The sequence below is a fragment of the Butyrivibrio sp. VCB2001 genome (assembly GCF_000423965.1).
Classification (GTDB): domain Bacteria; phylum Bacillota; class Clostridia; order Lachnospirales; family Lachnospiraceae; genus Butyrivibrio.
Genome location: NZ_AUIZ01000014.1, coordinates 71,217 through 90,312, shown reverse-complemented (window position 1 = coordinate 90,312; position 19,096 = coordinate 71,217). Strand labels below are relative to the sequence as shown.

Genomic DNA, 19,096 nt, shown 5'->3' with positions numbered 1-19,096 from the left:
AACCGCAAATCCAAAAAATAAGGCTTTCCTCCGCCAAGAGGAAAGCCTTTATAATTTTATCTCTTATTCTCATGCGCCAGTGAAGCCTTAATAAATCCGGAGAACAGCGGATGTGGCCTGTTAGGCCTGCTCTTAAGCTCAGGATGTGCCTGAGTTGCCATGTGGAAGTCATTGCTTGGAAGCTCGATCATCTCAACAATCCTGCCATCCGGTGACATTCCGCAGAGCTTCATGCCGTTCTGAACCAGCACGTTTCTGTAGTCGTTGTTAACCTCATATCTGTGACGGTGACGCTCAGTGATGTTCTCATCGCCGAAGAGCTCGTATGCCTTGGAGTCCTTATCAAGAACGCAAGGGTATGAACCAAGACGGAGAGTTCCGCCGATATCCTCAACACCGTTCTGATCAGGTAAAAGAGCTATCATAGGATGCTGGGTGTTTGGATCAAACTCAATTGAGTGAGCATCTGTATATCCGACAACGTTTCTTGCAAACTCAACGATTGCCAGCTGCATTCCAAGGCAAAGGCCAAGGAACGGAAGGTTGTTCTCTCTCGCATACTTGATGGAGGTGATCATACCTTCGATACCACGATCGCCGAATCCGCCGGGAACGATAAGTCCGTCAACATCTGAGAGGATTTCTGCAACATTGTCCTCGGTAACTTCCTCTGAGTCAACCCACTTGATGTCAACTGCTGTCTGATTGGAAATACCGCCGTGCTTAAGTGCCTCAACAACGCTGATGTAAGCGTCGTGGAGCTGAGTATATTTACCAACAAGGGCAACCCTTGTCTCGTGCTTAAGGGAGTAGAGAGTGTCAACCATTGCCTTCCAGTCTGTAAGGTCGGGCTCGGGACATTCAAGGTTTAAGCACTCACATGCAACCTGAGCCAGATGCTCTTTTTCCATGGCAAGTGGTGCTTCATATAAGTATTCAAGGTCAAGGTTATTGAGAACATGGCTTGATGGAACATTACAGAAAAGAGCTATCTTCTCCTTGGTCTCGATATCCAGCTCCAGCTCACTTCTGCAGACGATAACGTCGGGCTGAAGTCCCATTCCCTGCATAGTCTTAACAGCTGACTGTGTGGGCTTGGTCTTGATCTCCTGTGAGCAGCGAAGGTAAGGAATGAGAGAAACAAGGATGAGCATTGCATTGTCGTGTCCTACCTCGTGCTGGAACTGTCTGATGGCCTCAAGGAATGGCTGGGACTCGATATCTCCCACGGTTCCTCCAACCTCGATGATGGCGATACGTGTCTCATCATCTGTAAAGTTGCGGTAGAACTTGCTCTTGATCTCATTGGTGATGTGAGGGATTACCTGAACGGTCCTTCCGCCGTAATCACCGCGACGCTCCTTCTGAAGAACTGACCAGTAGATCTTACCGGTTGTAACATTTGAGTTCTTGTCCAGGTTCTCGTCGATGAATCTCTCGTAATGACCAAGGTCGAGGTCTGTCTCAGTTCCGTCTTCTGTAACAAATACCTCTCCGTGCTGTACTGGGTTCATTGTACCCGGGTCAATATTAATATATGGATCAAACTTCTGCATTGTAACTTTGTAGCCGCGGGCCTTTAAAAGACGTCCCAGCGACGCAGCAGTGATTCCTTTCCCTAGACCTGATACAACACCACCTGTCACAAAGATGTATTTTACTGCCATTTTCGCCTCCCCTTGATTTAATCGATTGTACACGATATAATTCTATGTTATAGTTAAAACATCCTTTTTATTATAGCATGAACGGACATTTAAGGAAGTAGGAAAATATATGGACAATAATCAAAATCAAAGAAATGGAAATAACAACCCTCTCGGAGGGGGTGGTAACAATTCTCCGAGAAGGCAGAACCTCATACTGCTACTTGTAGCAGCATTGGTAACAATGTTCTGCATGACATACTTTCTCAGAGCATTTTCAGAGAACACCAACAGTGAAGTTACCTATTCGGAATTCATTCAGAAGGTAGAGGCCGGCGAGATAGAGAAGATCGTGATCGAGGAAGATCGCATCAACATCTATCCCAAGGAAACCAAGGCAGAAGATCAGCTTGGCTTTGGCTATTCCCTCACAGGCTATACCACAGTAACCTATTACACAGGTAAGGCAGAAGAGGACAGCGTCCTTACCCAGAGAATGCTGGATGCGGGAGTTGAGGTATCAAGCGAAGTTCCCGACAGCTCAGGTGCAATACTTACGTTTCTTCTTTATTATATAGCGCCGATTCTTCTTATGTGGCTCCTTCTCTCCATCATCTTCAAGAGAATGGGCAGAGGCGGCGGACCACTTAGCGTAGGTAAGAGCAATGCCAAGGTCTATGTACAGAAGGAGACCGGAGTTACATTCAAGGATGTAGCAGGTGAGGATGAGGCAAAAGAGTCTTTGGTGGAAGTCGTAGATTTCCTCCATAACCCAAGTAAGTACGCCAAGATCGGAGCTAAGCTCCCCAAGGGCGCTCTGCTTGTAGGCCCTCCCGGAACAGGTAAGACACTTCTTGCCAAGGCTGTTGCCGGAGAAGCGCATGTACCTTTCTTCTCACTGGCAGGTTCGGACTTCATCGAGCTCTATGTCGGCGTAGGTGCCAGCAGGGTTAGAGATCTTTTCAGCGAAGCAAGTAAGAATGCACCATGTATCATTTTCATAGATGAGATCGATGCCATCGGTAGGAGCCGTGACAGCAAGTACGGCGGAGGCAATGAGGAGAGAGAGCAGACTCTTAACCAGCTCCTTTCAGAGATGGATGGTTTCGATTCTTCAAAGGGTGTACTTATCCTTGGCGCTACCAACAGACCTGAGATCCTGGATAAAGCTCTTTTGCGTCCGGGACGTTTTGACAGACGAATCATCGTTGATAAGCCTGACCTTAAGGGACGTGAGGAGATCCTCAAGGTTCACTCCAAGGATGTTAAGATGGATGAGACCGTTGATCTTAAGGCAATCGCACTTGCAACCAGCGGAGCAGTAGGTTCCGACCTTGCCAACATGATCAATGAGGCAGCCATCAATGCAGTCAAGGCACACAGAGAGTATGTATGCCAGCAGGATCTTATGGAAGCCGTTGAGCAGGTTCTTGTAGGAAAAGAGAAGAAGGACCGAATCCTCAGTAAGGCAGAGCGAAAGATCGTATCTTATCACGAGGTTGGACATGCGCTTATCAGCGCGGTTCAAAAGAACACAGAACCCGTACAGAAGATCACCATTGTGCCCAGAACCATGGGAGCTCTCGGATATGTAATGCAGGTTCCTGAGGACGAGAAATTCCTTCAGACCAAGGACGAGATCATAGATGACATCATCGTCAGCCTCGGCGGACGAGCAGCAGAGGAAGTTATCTTTAACACGGTAACTACCGGTGCTGAGAACGATATAGAAAAAGCTACCAGCATGGCGCGCAGCATGATCACCATGTTCGGTATGAGCGACAAGTTCGGACTTATGCAGCTTGAGTCAATCCAGAACAGATACCTGGACGGAAACAGAGTTCTTAACTGTTCCGATCAGACAGCTGCTGAGGTTGATGCCGAGGTTCAGAAGCTTCTTGCAGAGTGCTACGCCAAGGCTAAGAAGATCATCAGCGAGCACCTCGATGCAATGGACAAGATTGCTCAGTTCCTTATTGAGAAAGAGACCATTACAGGTAAGGAGTTCATGAAGATCTACCGCGAGGTTGAGAACATTCCTGAACCCACAGAGGAAGAGCAGGAGAAGGCCAAGGAAGGAAGAATCTACGCCATAAGAGCTGAATCAGCCAAGGTTGGTGAGGATGTTCCTGTTAAAAAGCCTAAGAAAGAAGAGCCTGCTCCCGAGCAGCCTGTTGAGAACTCCGTAGTAAGTGAACCAGAGCAGACACCGGCCTCCGAGCCACAGGTCCAGGACTTCCGCGAAGTAGATACAGATACCCCTGTCGCAGAAGAGCCTTCAGAACAGGAAGTGCCTCAGCCCACTCAGAACCAGGGACTTTTCTCCCGCGTTCCTGAGGACTTTGACAAGAAAGACTAAGACATAATTTTAGGCCATGGACTTTTTCCATGGCCTTTTTTTATGTGTTGCAACAAGCGGATAAATCAAATATAATACGATTTATTTATAAAAATTTAATAAATTCAGAGGACATGATGAATTGGAGAAGAGAGATGTTGATATCCTGTAATAAATGCAATAACCAATATAGTATTGATGCATCAGGCGGATATATCTGCCTGTGTAATGAATGCTTAAGTGTCTGTGATACAAACTATGAGCATGAACTGTTTATGAAAAGCTTTGACATTTTCCTTGGTGAAAACCTAATCGCAAATGTTGAGTGGAAAAAACAGCCGGTAATACATAACAGCTATTTCTTCAAGCTTCAATCTGTGTTCGGGGAAAAGAGGCTGCAAAGCCAAGATGCAGAAGATGCAGTTAAAGAGTCCGTTGACTGCATGATAAATCATGTCAAAGACATGAGACAGAAGGAAGCAGAAAGACTCGTCGGCGTAATAGTGGAAGAATATAACGCAAAAGAATTTTCGAAAGAATCAACTTTTTCCGGATGGGGCGTTTATCACGAAGGACTGTATGAAGGAAATTGCTATGATGTAACTTTAATAGGAAATAAGCAGGTTGTTATACATACAGACGTGCCAATATGTAAACAATCTAAAAAAACTCGCTATAAGGGCAGATGTAAGTATCGGACACAACTAAATGCCGAAGAATTTGATGATATTTACAAATGCACTATGTACGTATCACTCTATGGTTATCTTTTTGAGGTGATTGCTGTATCTGAGCATTTGAATAATGTAATGATAAACGATCATATGAAAAAAGAAACTGATCCATCCTTGTATGATAGCTGTCCGATAAGTTTTACCCATAATTTTTATGATGGTACATATAAAGATCTGTCTCCGGAAGAGACAGCCAAAATAGATAAAGTACGAATTGAAAAAAGAAGCATTAAATCAGATATCCTAGCCCTATATTAAATAACAGGAGGCCGACGTGATTACAAAAGAGGATAAACAAAGGATACGACAGATAATCAAACAAGGGGATTTAGAGTCGTTAAAAGATGCTTTGGAAGACAATCAGGAATTGCTGAACGCAGAGACTGCTTTCGGGACCTGGCTTGAGGTGGCTGCAGAATTTGGACAACTTGATATTGTAAGATATCTGATTGGCCGTGGAATTGATGTGAACAAGAGCTGTGGTATTGTTGAAGGTGGACCGATCAATACCACATCCTTTTATGGGCATTTAGACGTTTTAAAACTCTTGATGGAAAATGGTGCAGTACCTGACGTAAGTACTGCGGAAAAAAATCCTCTTTTCGCTGCTGTATATAACGGACATTTAGATGTTGTTAAGTTTTTGGTTGAGAATGGCATAGATTATAAAGCATCCTATACTGTTGGAAGTATAGATAAATGTGATGCCTGTGAGTATGCCAGACAATATGGCCGCAAGGAAATTGTTGAGTATCTGCAGAGTAAGATGTGAACAACAGGAGCAGAAAACAGCATACCTTAAAGTTTCTGATCAGGTGAAGGCGAAATACCCTGCATTTAGTACTACCTTCAATGAAAGAAGTCAGGCAGTGATTAGTGAAAACCTTGTGGCCGTAAGGAGGTTTTAATGAGAAATAAACGATGCAATATAAAATTACTCGAGGCAGAGTTAAAGTATCTTCCGCCAAATGTAGAAGAATCTATAAAGGAAATAGATGAGTTGCTTGAAGATGAAAAGCATGGGATTCAGCGATATCCAAGGAAAAATATGGATATAATTGAGCTTGAAAAAAGGGGTATACCTGTACATTTAAGGGATCTTTTTGATGCGCAATACTCAGCTGACAAGGTGGTAATGCCTTATGAAGACATTGTCAGTATGATAATCGAATACACAGTTCAGAATGAGTTCACTCAGAGTGGGTACATAAACGTTTTAAGACAGATATCTCAGGCAATTCTTTTGGAAATGGAAAAAGAAAAACTTCAGGTATTGGTGGATAAGCTCGACAAGGACGAGTACAACGATATACTGATCGATTATCTTTTAAACGCATACGGAATCAAACGTGAATTTAAGTCTGACAAGTACCTCAGAGAAAACCCTTATATTATCGCGGGCAAGATATGTGAAGTGGCTCAGAGTGATAAGAATAAAGCGAAAGACATGCTTAATGAGTACATTACAAAAGAGTATCTTAAGGGACATGCTGATTTGGGCTGGCCAAAAGCTGCAGAGACATGGGAACCATATAATGGCCTTTGGTCCTACGAAGCAGCAGCCATTGCTAAGCTTTTCAAAATTGACGATAGTGAGCTGAAAGATAATCCCAACTATCCATATGATCTTGCCCATTACAAGAGCGGAGTAGTTGCACAGGGAAATATCGAACCTGTCACACCGGTTGTTGAGGAAGAGGTTGAAGAAGAGTACATTGCCGGAATTCCACTTGCCCCGGAATTTGAGCAGTTTATTGCACCTAAGTTTCATGCCAAAGTCAACGAACTTATTGCAGATTTTGGCCAGCTTTCAGACGAAGAGTTTTATGACAAGTATGAACTCGGCGAAATATACTTTGACCTTGATCACTATCTAAAAGAAAAAACAGAGGGCAAATTCTGGGAACGCTAATCGTCTTCTACTTAACAGAAAAAGAATATATCCTTCAGATCGACTGGAAAGAAGACTTTAACGATTACAAGGATTATGTAAAGAATTACTGGGGAAAAGACATCCCGACCAGAATAGTAACTTTTGAACTCGACAATGATCAGCAATATTACGCAAGGATTCCTGTAGAAAACAAGCTGTCAAACATTTACGAGGTTACAGTTAGGGAAGTGGGAACTGCAATTTATGATAACATCGATAGTCATGAAATCTAAACTAAAATTATTAATATTGGCCAGCATTGCTTGTGTGGCTTTCATTTTTGTCGGATGTGCGATTCCTTTTGACGACAAACTTATGGCAGATACTCCATATGAAGAATGGATTGAAGCCATAGATCTTTATGGGAAAAAGAATATTAGGCTAGAAGATTACATTGAAGAAAATAATGCAGTTATACTAGAGATTTCATGTACGAACATAGAAGGATATAGCGAGTTAAATTCACTGATAGTAGCCCATAATAGTTTTGTTGATAACAACAAAGATTATTTTGGAGATGAGAAGATATGCATTCAAGTAGTAGAGGGAAATAGCAAAGTAAAGAACGTTCTACTTACATATTATAACGAAGGCATTGATTCGTATTCGATAGATCTTGGTGATGATTTGAAAAGAGAAAAGACAAAGCGGCTTGAATATTTGGACCTGGACACATTACAAAACGCGGAAGTGCTGTGTGACGAAGGGATTCATTTTAATGCTTCTGTTGTCTCAATTTATCAATCCTATGGGACTCATATTTCAAAGAAAGATCTTGAGATATTGCAGAACATTAACGGCCTTGAGCAGGTTGTTGTTTTCAACATGCTTGATGAAGGTATTGATGAGTTATGCAAAATGATTTGGGAATACAGACCAGGAATACCGGTATGCGAATGTGATATAAACGGAGAATATCGAACGCACAATCCATAAGGAGGCTGTTTATGAGAGATAAACGTTGCGATATAGAACTTTTGGAAGCAGAACTAGAGCTTCTGCCAGAGAATATTAATTACACAATTGAGAAGATAGATCAACTGCTTGAAGATGAGAAGCAGGGTATTCAGCGTTATCCAAATAAAAACATGGATATAATCAAGCTTGAAAAAATGGATATACCTGTTGATTTGAGGAATCTTTTTGATGTTCAATATTCTGCTGACAAAGTAGTTATGCCCTATGAAGACATTGTCAGTATGATAATCGAATACACAGTTCAGAATGAGTTCACTCAGAGTGGGTATATAGGCGTTTTAAGACAGATATCTCAGGCAATTCTTTTGGAAATGGAAAAAGAAAAACTTCAGGTATTGGTGGATAAGCTCGACAAGGACGAGTACAACGATATACTGATCGATTATCTTTTAAACGCATACGGAATCAAACGTGAATTTAAGTCTGACAAGTACCTCAGAGAAAACCCTTATATTATCGCGGGCAAGATATGTGAAGTGGCTCAGAGTGATAAGAATAAAGCGAAAGACATGCTTAATGAGTACATTATAAAAGAGTACCTTAAGGGGCATGCTGATTTTGGCTGGCCAAAAGCTGCAGAAACATGGGAACCATATAATGGTCTTTGGTCCTATGAAGCAGCAGCCATTGCCAAGCTCTTTGAAATTGATGATAGTGAGCTGAAAGATAATCCCAACTATCCATATGATCTTGCCCACTACAAGAGCGGAGTAGTTGCACAGGGAAATATCGAACCTGTTACACCTGTTGTTGAGGAAGAGGTTGAAGAGGAGTACATTGTTGGAATTCCGCTTGCTCCGGAATTTGAGAAATTCATTGCGCCTAAGTTCCATGCTAAAGTCAATGAACTTATTGCAGATTTTGGTAAGCTTTCAGACGAAGAGTTTTATGACAAGTATGAACTTGGTGAAATATACTTTGACCTTGATGATTACCTAAAGGAAAAAAACAGAGGCCCAATCCTGGGAACACTAATCGTCTTCTTCCTAACAGAAAAAGATTATATCCTTCAGATCGACTGGAAAGAAGACTTTAACGATTACAAGGATTTTGTAAAGAATTACTGGGGAAAAGACATCCCTACCAGAATAGTAACTTTTGAACTCGACAATGACCAGCAGTATTACGCAAGGGTTCCTTTAGAAAACAAGCTGTCAAACATTTACGAGGTTACAGTTAGGGAATTATGAAATCAAAAATAAAACTTTTATTGCTAATATCATTGAGGTGAACATGCTTATTTCAAAATTCAAAACTGATATAGACCAAATTGATATCAAAAGAATAGAAAAAACGTTGGGGATCGAACTGCCAAAGGAATATGCAAGTTTTATTGAAAGATATAATGGGGGCGAGACTCCTAATACAGAATGGCACGGAAAAAACAGAAGTGATGTGAGAGGCTTTTTCGGAGTTGATGTATCTGATAGAAATTGGGATTTATTAGAACAAGTAAAAAGTGAAACGGGTACAACGCTTTTTGAAAATGGATTATTGCCTATTGCATGTAATGTGTTTGGAGATTATTTTTGTTTGAATTATAAGGACGGAACTATTTGGCTCATGTATCATGATGCCGATAGAAAAGAGCTTTTGGCAGATGATTTCTCTTCTTTCATCTCAAAATGCAAAAGCGAGAGGATTAGAAAAGAAGCAATGCTTTCAATTGAAGAGAGAGAGCAGATGATGATTGCTAAAGGAAAAGCGGACAAGATTACAGATGGATTAAGAAAAATGTGGCAAGCTGAAATAGATAAATATTTTGGAATGAATCAAGAAGAAGTTAGGAATTTGAGATCATGCTAGAAAACTATGTAAAGTTCAGCGATATAACTGAAGAGATAAAAACAAAATATGAAAGCGCCTTACCATCAGAGCTTCTCACCATATGGAAAGAGCAGGGCTTTGGAAGCTTTATGAATGGCTTTTTCAAAGTGATAAATCCAGATGAGTATTCGAATCAGGTGAAAGCTCTTTTTCCAAAAGAGGATATCATGGCTCCTGTAATGATTACCGGATTGGGGGATGTTGTCTATCTGGACAGCTTGGGAGCTGTGGGACTGCTTAAGTGTGGTTATGGAACGCGCAGACCCATGGCATCTGATATCAGTGAATTCCTTGAGGGACTTAAGAGTGAGAACTTTGATCCTGAACTTTGGGATTACAGGTCCTTCAGATCAATAGACAGGATCAGAGGAAAGCTTAATTACAGTCAGTGCTACTACTACGACCCGCTGGTAAGAGCCTGTGGTTACAGAAGAGTCGTACATCTGAAGAAGATAGAAATAAAAGCGTATTATGATCTTTTGCTGCAGCAGAACAATTCGGTAGCATATGAGGACAGGCCTAAGCGCGTGTCACGAGAGGATTTTCTTGCACAGAAGAAATCATATGAAGAAAAAGTTTGCCAGAACATAGCGATCGATGAGGATTACAGAGGACAGACAGAGTTTGTATACGGGGTGTTCTTTGACGAGAGGATTCAGGAATGGATTATTTACCATACTGAAGACAGAGGAAGAACCGGTTTTGAAATGGGATGCATGGATGAGGATATAGCCTTTGGCATGCTGGAGCATGAGATTGAAGAGGATTTGGGCAGAATAAAAAGATAATGAACGAGATAGGGGGGCTTGTTTCTAGACCTATGGAGATTATTTTCAAAGACAATAGGCAGTACGAATTACTATATCGCTATTCCAAATATTTCATCAGATTTGAGGCAGGAGAAATGATGCCTATTCCATGCGATCTGGAGATTACCGAAGATGAAAAGGATGGCGTTCTTAAAGGGGCAATATCAATGTCGGAACTGCTTTCTAAGTACATGAAAACAATACCATGGACGGAGAAAGAGTTTATGAGAAGAGGTTTTACAAATTTCTTCAGAGAGCAGTACCATTGCACAGATGAAGAGATAGAGAGAAATCTTGATAAGCTTTCAAGCAATAGCGCTCTGAGAATTGAGATGTATATTGCAATAATGAACGAGAAACTGCCGGTTAACTGCTGGGTCAAGGTGAACGAGAAGAAAGCTTCTGATTATGTTAATGAGCTTGGTGTTGATTATGCTGGAGCATATATGTATATGCTGGAAAACTGCTAAGTGTTAAGTAAGAGCGTTGGTTCCGGAGGAAAAAAATGAAACTGCAAAACGAACTGGTCCGCAGTGAAAAACTATATCGAGTCTTTTAAAGAGGAACAATAAACATCGGTTTTAAGGAAGGGTTGTCGTAAATGAGAATGTATATTGATTGTGATGGAATAAAACTGAATTCGTATTTGGATATGCCCAAGGGGAACCCTGAAAAGTGCCCTTTGGGCATCATAATTCATGGCTTTACAGGTCATAGTGAGGAAAGACATATTGTTGCTGTTCAACAGACTCTTAATGAGATTGGGGTGGCGACTCTTCGAGCAGACATGTACGGGCACGGAAAGAGCGATGGTAAATTTGAGGATCATACACTCTTTAAGTGGCTCACAAATATACTGGCTGTTGTTGACTATGCAAGGAAACTTGATTTTGTTACGGACATTTACATGGTAGGTCATTCACAGGGCGGTCTATCAATAATGCTTGCAGCAGCCATGGAAAGAGATATCATCAAGGCAATCATGCCTTTGTCACCGGCTGCTATGATTCCGGAAATCGCAAGAAAAGGCGAACTTCTCGGCTTGAAATTCGATCCAGAGATCATTCCCGATGAAATGGAAGCCTGGGACGGAAGAAAGCTCAAGGGTAATTACGCCAGAGTCGCACAGACAATAAGGGTTGAAGATTTTGTGGACAAATATCAAAAGCCTGTACTTATTGTTCACGGAGATCAGGACGAAGCTGTACCGTATGAGGTTTCCGTCAAGTTTTCCAAGCAGTACAAGAACTGCAAGTTTGTGACGATTCCTGGAGATAATCATTGCTATGACTATCATCTGGAACTTGTTACTGAGGCGGTAAAAGAGTTCATGGAGGAATTAATACAATGCCACAACCCATATATCAATTGAGACACCAAATTAGGAAGGAGTTAAAACATGAATGTGAATTACGATGATCTTGGTGATGTATTAGAATATGGTGCCATCTCTGACAATGAAGCAATAGAAATATGTGACAATATTTTGAAAGAGAGTCTGACTGAAACAGATGACATTGTATTAGAGTCAATGTTTCACGCAGTATACATGGGAGTTTCTCATCGTGATATTGCAAGTAAGATTGATATCGATTTAATTTTGGAAAAACAGGAATGCTTTAGTGAAGAGGTTCTGGATTATATAATCACAATCATGGCACGTAGTGGGAAACAGAAGTATACCGAGACTATAAAAATGATTGGACAAATGTATCCCGAATTGGACATAGATGATGCGTTTGAAGAACTGCAGTATTTTTCAATTGATGGTTGATTGGAGGCGTTGACACAAATGGTGCTGGCGGAGAACCAAGAAAACAGCTTCTATGAAGTAAAAGAGGAAGAGCTGGACACACTAAAGAAGATTAAAAAGCTGACTGCTAATGACATGTACTACACAGAATTGATGAAATAAATCTGAGCAAACACACATAAGGGAGGAAACAATGGCTTTTACATTAAGAATCAAAAAGACAGGATTATTTGGAAACAAGACCATAAGTCTTCAGGAAATAGTCCAGAACTGCGGGTTTAAGTATGGTGTGTATAACGACTTTTATGTTTTGGATGAGGATCAGGATAGGAACGGCTCATGCATCCTTTACAACCCTCAGCATATTGGGCGCGGAATAAGCTTTAGCAACTATGGAAGTGAAGTGGAGATACGTCATAACATACCAACAACAGCATCTGAGATTGCTGATTTCGTCAAACTTCTTGCTGAGATTAAGAGGCAGTATGGAAAATGCGAAATAAGGGACAAAGATAGTGGAAAGGTTTTACCATTTGAAGCTTTTGCAGACGAGATTCCGGCGCACCTTATGGAGCTCTCTTCAAAAGAGATCATCGAAGGGGCAAAGCAGGGTAAAGAGTATGGTTCATGGATCCTGACCCTGGCCAAGTGGCCGTTTTTCGCAGACGATGAGATGATCGAAGAGATGAGCCAGCCTGGAAAGGCTCAGCGTTTCGCAGAAATACTTCATGAGAAACAAAACATTGATGCGTATTACGCAAAGCCACATTTTTACCGCAACAGTGTTGATAACTCTACACTTGCAGGCTATACATATACAGAAGAGTGTACGTCCATATTCCCGACGGACTTCAATTGTTTCATAGATGCCAACAATCCCACTCAGCCATTCAAGGCTGATAAGGGTATGATCAGTTTCTTTATCTTCTCGGAGAAAAGAACTCTCGACGGCATTTACGATTATGATAAGTTCATTAAATATGTCATGGAGCACGGTGCAACCAAGTATGATGCAAATCACATTCTGCTGCCTGAGTATACCAAGGAACAGATTTTAGAAATTGCAAAAACATGCGAGATGGATTAATGCAACAATTTTGTTTGACAGAATGTGTTATAGTTGAGCAAATATGTGTATGAGAAAAAGGGCATATATTTATGATTAAAGTGGAATTGAATAAACTAAATAAAATTATAAGTTGTTTGAGGGGAATTATCTGCGCAGCAGTAGTTGTTGCTATGGTAATTCTCTTCCGGGATATGTATGAATACTTTTCCGGGGCTTTAGCTAAGATGGCTGCATCTGTAATATACCTGGCCCTTATGATTATTATGATTATGTGTGTTTATACTGCCTTTGATGAAGCAGTTATGTATATGATCGTTGAACGTAAGGAGTTCAGGGTCAAGCATCTTTTCAGAAAAGAAGTCATATATACTTGGGACCAGCTTACCAAATGGAAATGTTATACGCAGTACATACGAAACGGCACAACTAGCGAAAACATTGTTATTTATTTTGACAATAAAACCAAAGTGGAATTTGGTATTAATGCCAACACAAATTTTGAGAGGCTATTGAATCATTTACAAGTACACTTCAAAGAGAAAGAGCAATAAATGAAAAGGGCTGAATAGGAGAAGCTATATGGAATTGAAGAGTTTTAAAACACGAAGGAGAGGTATATATATAGTTGAATATGTATCATGTCTTTTGATGATCTTAATAGCCATTTATATACTGGTAGATACCTATCCGGAGCCTGTGATTGCGGGACCTGTGTTTATAATACTGATCTCTTTCTTTTGCCTTATATTCTTTTTTGCTGTTCAACACATGACAATTCAGATATCAGATTCAGAGATGATCAGCAAGGTTCTCTTTTTTAAATCCACAATCAGATTTAAGGATGTAAAAGAGTGTTACGTGGTAAATAACAGAATCCTAAGTTTTTATACGTATGATGGCAAAGAACATAAGTATGCGCTATATGCGTATGAAGACCCTGATGGAATCTGCACAGAGCTTCGTAAGCATATAAAGGTGATAAGCAATATCTGAGGCAAGGGAAGCATTTAAAGGTGTGAACTATACCGTTGAATGACACAGGTCACAAAGAGCAGTTATGGAGTATTCTGTAACTGCTTTTTTATGAGAAATCCAAATATAGGAAATTCACCTGTAGTGACATTTATAATGGTTTTCGAAAAATACAATTTTAGAAAAAAGGTAAATGTACCCAAATTCTAAAATGATAATTGAAAACAGAGCCATCCGGCGTTATACTTTAGATAAAGGGTACATATACCCAAAATCTAAATTGAGGTATGCTTTATGGTAATTGATAGAGAGCGATATTTGGACAAACTTATCAGTCATATGAATAATGGTCTGATTAAGGTCATTACTGGAATAAGGAGATGTGGAAAGTCTTATCTGTTGTTCGAGATATTCTACAATTATCTTCTTGAGCAGGGCGTATCAAAGGAAAATATTATCGCCGTTCCATTGGATGATGAAGAATATTCTGAATTACGCGATCCACATAAGCTGAATGATTATATAAAGAACAGACTGGTTGACAGTAATCAGAACTATTATGTTTTTATAGATGAAGCTCAGTATGCAATAACAAAAGAGGAAATGAAGAATCCTGATGTACCTATAAGACTATATGGAGTATTGAATGGACTTCTCAGAAAGAAAAATGTAGATGTTTACGTTACCGGAAGCAACTCGAAATTTCTTTCGTCAGATATAATGACTGAGTTCCGCGGAAGGGGAGATGAAATCCATATTGCCCCGTTATCCTTTTCTGAATATCTGCCAGCTTCTGGAAAAGACAAGTTTGATGCCTGGCAGGAGTATACGTATTATGGTGGACTCCCTCACGTGCTGGTCGAGCCTGATGATCAATCCAAGGCGGCTTATCTGGAACGATTAAATAGAGAAATATATTTACGTGATATTTGCGAAAGATATGATATCCATGAAGGAAGTGGAATGGAAGAACTGATGAAATTGCTAGCTTCCGCTATTGGCTCCCTTACTAATCCGCAGAAAGTTTCTGATACCTTTACCAGCAGTGGGCGAAAGGGAATTTCCATGCCTACTATAGCTAATTACTTAAAGTATCTCCAAGAGAGCTTTATAGTCCAAAAAGCAGAACGCTATGATATTAAAGGAAGAAAGTATATTAGTACGCCATCTAAGTATTACTACACCGATATAGGATTAAGAAATGCCTTTCTGAATTTCAGACAGTATGAAGAGACGCATATCATGGAAAACATAATCTACAATGAGCTTATCTATCGTGGATATAATGTTGATGTCGGTGTTGTGGAAATCAGAGCCAATGAGGACGGAAAAAGAACCAAAAAACAATTAGAAGTAGATTTTGTGGCCAACCAGGGAAGCAAACGGTATTATATACAGGCTGCGTTCGCTTTACCAGACAAAGAAAAGATGGATCAGGAGCAGGCTTCGCTTGTAAAGATATCTGATTCTTTCAAGAAGATAATCGTTGTATCTGGTAATACAAAGATTTGGAGAAATGAACAGGGTATCACAATAATGAGCTTATTTGATTTTTTGTTAAATGAGGATAGCCTGGAGTATTAGTCTTTACAAATAACGATTGGGTTCCATAAAAGGAGATGAATCATTATAGTTATTGCAATAGGCGGCGACTAAAATGAGTGAACATGTATTTGAAAAAGCAACGGTGGAAAGTAATGCTTACAGAGTATAAAGGTGAAATATTCAATATCGAAAAAAGAGGAAAAAAAGCAGATATATGGCGTTATACTCCAGTAGATGGATTCCGAAAAACAGACATCGGTCGAGACGGCATTATTTGTTACGAGAAAACTGTTAACTTAAAAGACACAAATGGTTGTTTTACAGTTGCGTTTCGGGCATTTTCAAATGGTTTAGATTTTTTTGTAAGTGATGTCAGAGGCAACGATGTGGTAGTACTCACTGGTAATGCTACATATGCAAAAGAGCATGGTTTTCATGAAGTAGATCGTCCGTTATGGACAGCACAAATTACTAATGAAAGCTTTGATGAGTTCGAGATGATAATGCATAATGTGGAAAATGGTGAAGATACGGTTACAAAAATGGATTGGACGCAAATGAAAATAGCGTGGTCCAGATATCAAGAAGGCGTAAACTATTAAGCTATTTAGGTTATTTTTCCAATGGAATGGGTGATTATGTGGCAATAGATAATAATTCAAATAATGCGTATTTGTATTTTAAAGATGGAGAATCAGCAAAAAACGTCGGATTTTGGGATGTAGTAGATGAATGGTTAAATATGGCAATAAATGAATGAAACTAGAGGGCTTGAAGAGGAAAGAGGCAGGTGAGTGTTCATGAAAATTGATGAATTAAAGTCATTCTTGGAAAAAGAATGTCTGTTACCAATGAACTATTATGGATGAGATTTGTTTCGGATTATATACCAACTAACAGTGATATTCCGCCAAGGACTACAGGCTTTGCTTCCAGTCCATATTATTTGATTCCAGAGTATTGGTACGAAGATGCAGAGATTAGAGAAGGCGCTATTTTTGTTATTAGCATACAAAATGAAGAGACACTGTTTGCATATTTTGAGCCGAGCACCAAAAGGTTTGTTTTGGCTTAGAAGAGAATTAAAAAGGAGCAGAGATGTCTTACGTCAATGTAAATGGAAAAATATATAGGCTTAGTGATACTACCGAAGGTAAGTCAATAGTTACGCATTGCCTAGAGAAGACTGATATACAGTTCAAAAGACATTATTCATGTTACTATCGGAGAATTGATAATACTGATATAAACGAATGGTATGATTTAAAGTTTGTGGTTGAATACAATGATTTGTTTCTTCCTGAACAGCAATTATGGGAAGCGTGTTTTGACAATCCTAGGAAAGAGCCACTGGAGACTAATGAAATAGTGCTCAGTGCATTCGGAGCGGTAAGGAATGCTGGATGGTATACAAATGGAAGGGATGTTAGTTTAAAAATAGTAACTGTAGATGAATGTGTAAGAGTTTATTTGAAATACACATATTACAAAAAAAGTGGCAAGGAGTTAGAATATCCAGTCTGTGAAACACGTGAAGTATCACGGGAGGAATTTATCAATGCTATCAAATTGCATAGAGAAGATTATTTATAGTTTACTAATTTTATTCTAGAAGATTACATTGAAGAAAATAATGCAGTTATACTAGAGATTTCATGTACGAACAATGATCTTAATACACAACCGATATGTATGAGGAACAATTAGGAATTTGTGGCAATGTTGGAAAACTACGAAAAGATCAGTGACATAACAGTAGAGATAATAACAAAATACGAAAGCTCTTTACCAACAGACCTGATCACCATCTGGAAAGAGCAGGGCTTTGGAAGTTTTATGAATGGCTTAAGATGAATGAACTGGGATTATCAGCAGAATATGAAGCTGAAATGAAGAACATTGATTTTGGTGACTATTTAAGGACATTTGCTGGGGATGCTCCTGAGGGAATGTATGATCCACATGCCCATCATATCCTGTTTAAGAATGGTAATGGAGAAGCTCAGCAGGCACTTGTTGAAGAGGGACAGGCCATCCTCAGAGAATATGGTTTAGATCCTGTTATTGGACATGAGAATTTGGTATGGGCGCCAAACCGTGTAGTAGGTCAGCATGCTTATCCTGCATTAGAAAAAGTTGTAAATTCTTTGAGGAAGGTGCGAGATGATGGTGGAACATATGAGGAGATTGTTGAAGTTTTGCAACTAATGGGAAACTATGCTAGTTTAAGGACAAAGTAGCAATAGGAGGCTAATGTGATTAGTAAAGAGGACAAACAAAGGATACGACAGATAATTAAACAAGGAGATCTAGAGTCGTTAAAAGACGCATTAAAAGACAATCAGGAATTACTGAATGCCGAAACAGCCTTTGGAACCTGGCTTGAGGTGGCTGCAGAATTTGGGCAACTTGATATTGTAAGATATCTGATTGGCCGTGGAATTGATGTGAACAAGAGCTGTGGTGTTGTTGAAGGGGGGCCGATCAATATCACATCCTTTAAAGGGTATTTAGACGTTTTAAAACTCTTGATGGAAAATGGTGCGGTACCCGATATCAGTACAGCTGAAAGAAATCCTCTTTTCGCAGCAGTGTATAACGGCCATCTGGATGTGGTTAAGTTTTTGGTCGAGAATGGCATAGATTATCGTGCTTCCTATGCTGTAGGAAGTATTGATAAGTGTGATGCGTGTGAATATGCAAGACAATATGGCCGTTCAGAAATCGTTGAGTATCTGAAAAGCCAGATGTGAGCAATTGAAGGAGTATAAGACGATGACAAAACTAAAAAGGGTGGCAGTGTTTCCGCTGCTGATTTTGACCATGATAATGAGCGTTGCATGCGCTTCCGAAAGATTAGAGGAAATTGAAGCAACAACCGCTCAGGTTGAAGAGAATGTTGAACAACCACAACAGGAAGTAGTAGCAGAGACTACACAGACAGAGACTACTGCGACAGACAATGCAGAACAGGAGCAGACCGAAGCGGCTCCAAAGTACGAAGTCGATGAATGGGTTCAGGTGCTTGATACTTTAGTTCCTGCAAATGGCAAGAAATACGATTTCCTTGGTTCCAAGTGGGGAGATAGTATGGATGATGTTAAAAAGGCCATGGGAAAAGAGCCTGATGCAACAAGGGGCGATTCGCAGGTTGGTTATTACTATCCTATCTTCGATTATGACACGATGCTTTCTATTGATGTACGCGATTTTGGCTTCTCTGATGCTAATATAATCATTCGCGAGAAGTCAAAAGATGAGCAGATGAAACTGCTGAATCCTATGAATAAGGCTGCAGCGCAGTTATATGGAGATCCTATTGAGCAGATTAACGGAAGAATAGTGTATGAAACAAAGACGTCTCACGTTGAACTGAGAAGGACAAACGAAACAGTTGAGATATATGTTAACGACATAAACTTTGTTGATGATCCGAATCCCCAGCTATTCAAAGGTGTGGATTATACCGTTGAATGATAAGAAAATGAGCAT

At 40.0% G+C, this 19,096-nt stretch carries 23 protein-coding genes; 22 read left to right on the top strand and 1 reads right to left on the bottom strand.

From position 1 onward, the window contains the following. Positions 1–56 precede the first annotated feature (56 nt). Complete coding sequence (locus tag G589_RS0112715) at positions 57–1,667, bottom strand: CTP synthase (protein ID WP_022770533.1); 1,611 nt, start codon at positions 1,665–1,667, stop codon at positions 57–59. Positions 1,668–1,776: 109 nt separating this feature from the next. Here G589_RS0112715 and ftsH point away from each other — a divergent pair, with 109 nt between their 5' ends. The 22 genes from ftsH (at position 1,777) to G589_RS0112600 (ending at position 19,081) form a co-directional block, all read left to right on the top strand. Then, positions 1,777–4,005 carry an ATP-dependent zinc metalloprotease FtsH gene (gene ftsH / locus G589_RS19920; protein ID WP_081669042.1) on the top strand — a complete coding sequence of 743 codons (2,229 nt, stop codon included), beginning with the start codon at positions 1,777–1,779 and terminating at the stop codon, positions 4,003–4,005. A gap of 116 nt (positions 4,006–4,121) precedes the next feature. Beyond that, entirely contained in the window at positions 4,122–4,976 is an 855-nt protein-coding gene (locus G589_RS0112705; protein ID WP_155832545.1) for a hypothetical protein, read from the top strand. Between the two features lie 16 nt (positions 4,977–4,992). Further along, the gene (locus tag G589_RS0112700) at positions 4,993–5,490 is read left to right on the top strand and encodes an ankyrin repeat domain-containing protein (protein ID WP_026522410.1); all 498 of its coding nucleotides are present in this window, start codon (positions 4,993–4,995) and stop codon (positions 5,488–5,490) included. A 135-nt stretch (positions 5,491–5,625) separates the two neighbouring features. Continuing rightward, positions 5,626–6,630: a PoNe immunity protein domain-containing protein gene (locus G589_RS19915; protein WP_051192372.1), complete on the top strand. Its 1,005-nt coding sequence runs from the start codon at positions 5,626–5,628 to the stop codon at positions 6,628–6,630. A 225-nt stretch (positions 6,631–6,855) separates the two neighbouring features. Next, entirely contained in the window at positions 6,856–7,587 is a 732-nt protein-coding gene (locus G589_RS0112690) for a hypothetical protein (RefSeq protein ID WP_051192371.1), read from the top strand. Positions 7,588–7,598: 11 nt separating this feature from the next. Beyond that, positions 7,599–8,819, top strand: a complete 1,221-nt coding sequence (locus G589_RS0112685) for a PoNe immunity protein domain-containing protein (protein WP_026522408.1) — start codon at positions 7,599–7,601, stop codon at positions 8,817–8,819. A gap of 1 nt (position 8,820) precedes the next feature. Beyond that, positions 8,821–9,435: an SMI1/KNR4 family protein gene (locus tag G589_RS0112680; RefSeq protein WP_155828928.1), complete on the top strand. Its 615-nt coding sequence runs from the start codon at positions 8,821–8,823 to the stop codon at positions 9,433–9,435. Further along, entirely contained in the window at positions 9,429–10,244 is an 816-nt protein-coding gene (locus G589_RS0112675) for a GAD-like domain-containing protein (protein WP_026522407.1), read from the top strand. Before G589_RS0112680 ends, G589_RS0112675 begins: the two co-directional genes overlap by 7 nt. Positions 10,245–10,276: 32 nt before the next feature. Continuing rightward, positions 10,277–10,735: a hypothetical protein gene (locus G589_RS0112670; protein WP_155832544.1), complete on the top strand. Its 459-nt coding sequence runs from the start codon at positions 10,277–10,279 to the stop codon at positions 10,733–10,735. Positions 10,736–10,866: 131 nt separating this feature from the next. Beyond that, positions 10,867–11,637 (top strand): alpha/beta hydrolase family protein, encoded by a 771-nt coding sequence (locus G589_RS0112665; RefSeq protein ID WP_242826449.1) that lies wholly within the window; start codon positions 10,867–10,869, stop codon positions 11,635–11,637. 27 nt (positions 11,638–11,664) lie between these two features. Continuing rightward, positions 11,665–12,039 (top strand): hypothetical protein, encoded by a 375-nt coding sequence (locus G589_RS0112660; RefSeq protein ID WP_026522404.1) that lies wholly within the window; start codon positions 11,665–11,667, stop codon positions 12,037–12,039. 18 nt (positions 12,040–12,057) lie between these two features. After that, positions 12,058–12,180: a hypothetical protein gene (locus G589_RS22340; RefSeq protein ID WP_022770798.1), complete on the top strand. Its 123-nt coding sequence runs from the start codon at positions 12,058–12,060 to the stop codon at positions 12,178–12,180. Between the two features lie 31 nt (positions 12,181–12,211). After that, positions 12,212–13,105 (top strand): DUF4299 family protein, encoded by an 894-nt coding sequence (locus tag G589_RS0112650; protein WP_026522403.1) that lies wholly within the window; start codon positions 12,212–12,214, stop codon positions 13,103–13,105. A gap of 71 nt (positions 13,106–13,176) precedes the next feature. Further along, positions 13,177–13,638: a hypothetical protein gene (locus G589_RS0112645; protein WP_026522402.1), complete on the top strand. Its 462-nt coding sequence runs from the start codon at positions 13,177–13,179 to the stop codon at positions 13,636–13,638. A 28-nt stretch (positions 13,639–13,666) separates the two neighbouring features. Further along, positions 13,667–14,080 (top strand): hypothetical protein, encoded by a 414-nt coding sequence (locus G589_RS0112640; RefSeq protein ID WP_026522401.1) that lies wholly within the window; start codon positions 13,667–13,669, stop codon positions 14,078–14,080. 273 nt (positions 14,081–14,353) lie between these two features. Further along, positions 14,354–15,643, top strand: coding sequence for an ATP-binding protein (locus G589_RS0112635; RefSeq protein ID WP_026522400.1), 1,290 nt, complete (start codon positions 14,354–14,356; stop codon positions 15,641–15,643). Between the two features lie 113 nt (positions 15,644–15,756). Further along, a complete protein-coding gene (locus G589_RS0112630) occupies positions 15,757–16,206 on the top strand; it encodes a hypothetical protein (RefSeq protein ID WP_155832543.1) in 450 nt (149 codons plus the stop codon). Positions 16,207–16,702: 496 nt separating this feature from the next. Beyond that, positions 16,703–17,197, top strand: a complete 495-nt coding sequence (locus G589_RS0112620) for a hypothetical protein (RefSeq protein ID WP_026522397.1) — start codon at positions 16,703–16,705, stop codon at positions 17,195–17,197. Positions 17,198–17,323: 126 nt separating this feature from the next. Further along, positions 17,324–17,458 (top strand): GAD-like domain-containing protein, encoded by a 135-nt coding sequence (locus tag G589_RS21940; protein ID WP_155832542.1) that lies wholly within the window; start codon positions 17,324–17,326, stop codon positions 17,456–17,458. Further along, positions 17,455–17,844 (top strand): AHH domain-containing protein, encoded by a 390-nt coding sequence (locus G589_RS19910; RefSeq protein WP_051192370.1) that lies wholly within the window; start codon positions 17,455–17,457, stop codon positions 17,842–17,844. The genes G589_RS21940 and G589_RS19910 overlap by 4 nt, the downstream gene beginning before the upstream one ends. A 15-nt stretch (positions 17,845–17,859) precedes the next feature. After that, entirely contained in the window at positions 17,860–18,357 is a 498-nt protein-coding gene (locus tag G589_RS0112605; protein WP_026522396.1) for an ankyrin repeat domain-containing protein, read from the top strand. 22 nt (positions 18,358–18,379) lie between these two features. Further along, positions 18,380–19,081, top strand: a complete 702-nt coding sequence (locus G589_RS0112600) for a hypothetical protein (RefSeq protein WP_026522395.1) — start codon at positions 18,380–18,382, stop codon at positions 19,079–19,081. Positions 19,082–19,096: the final 15 nt, after the last annotated feature.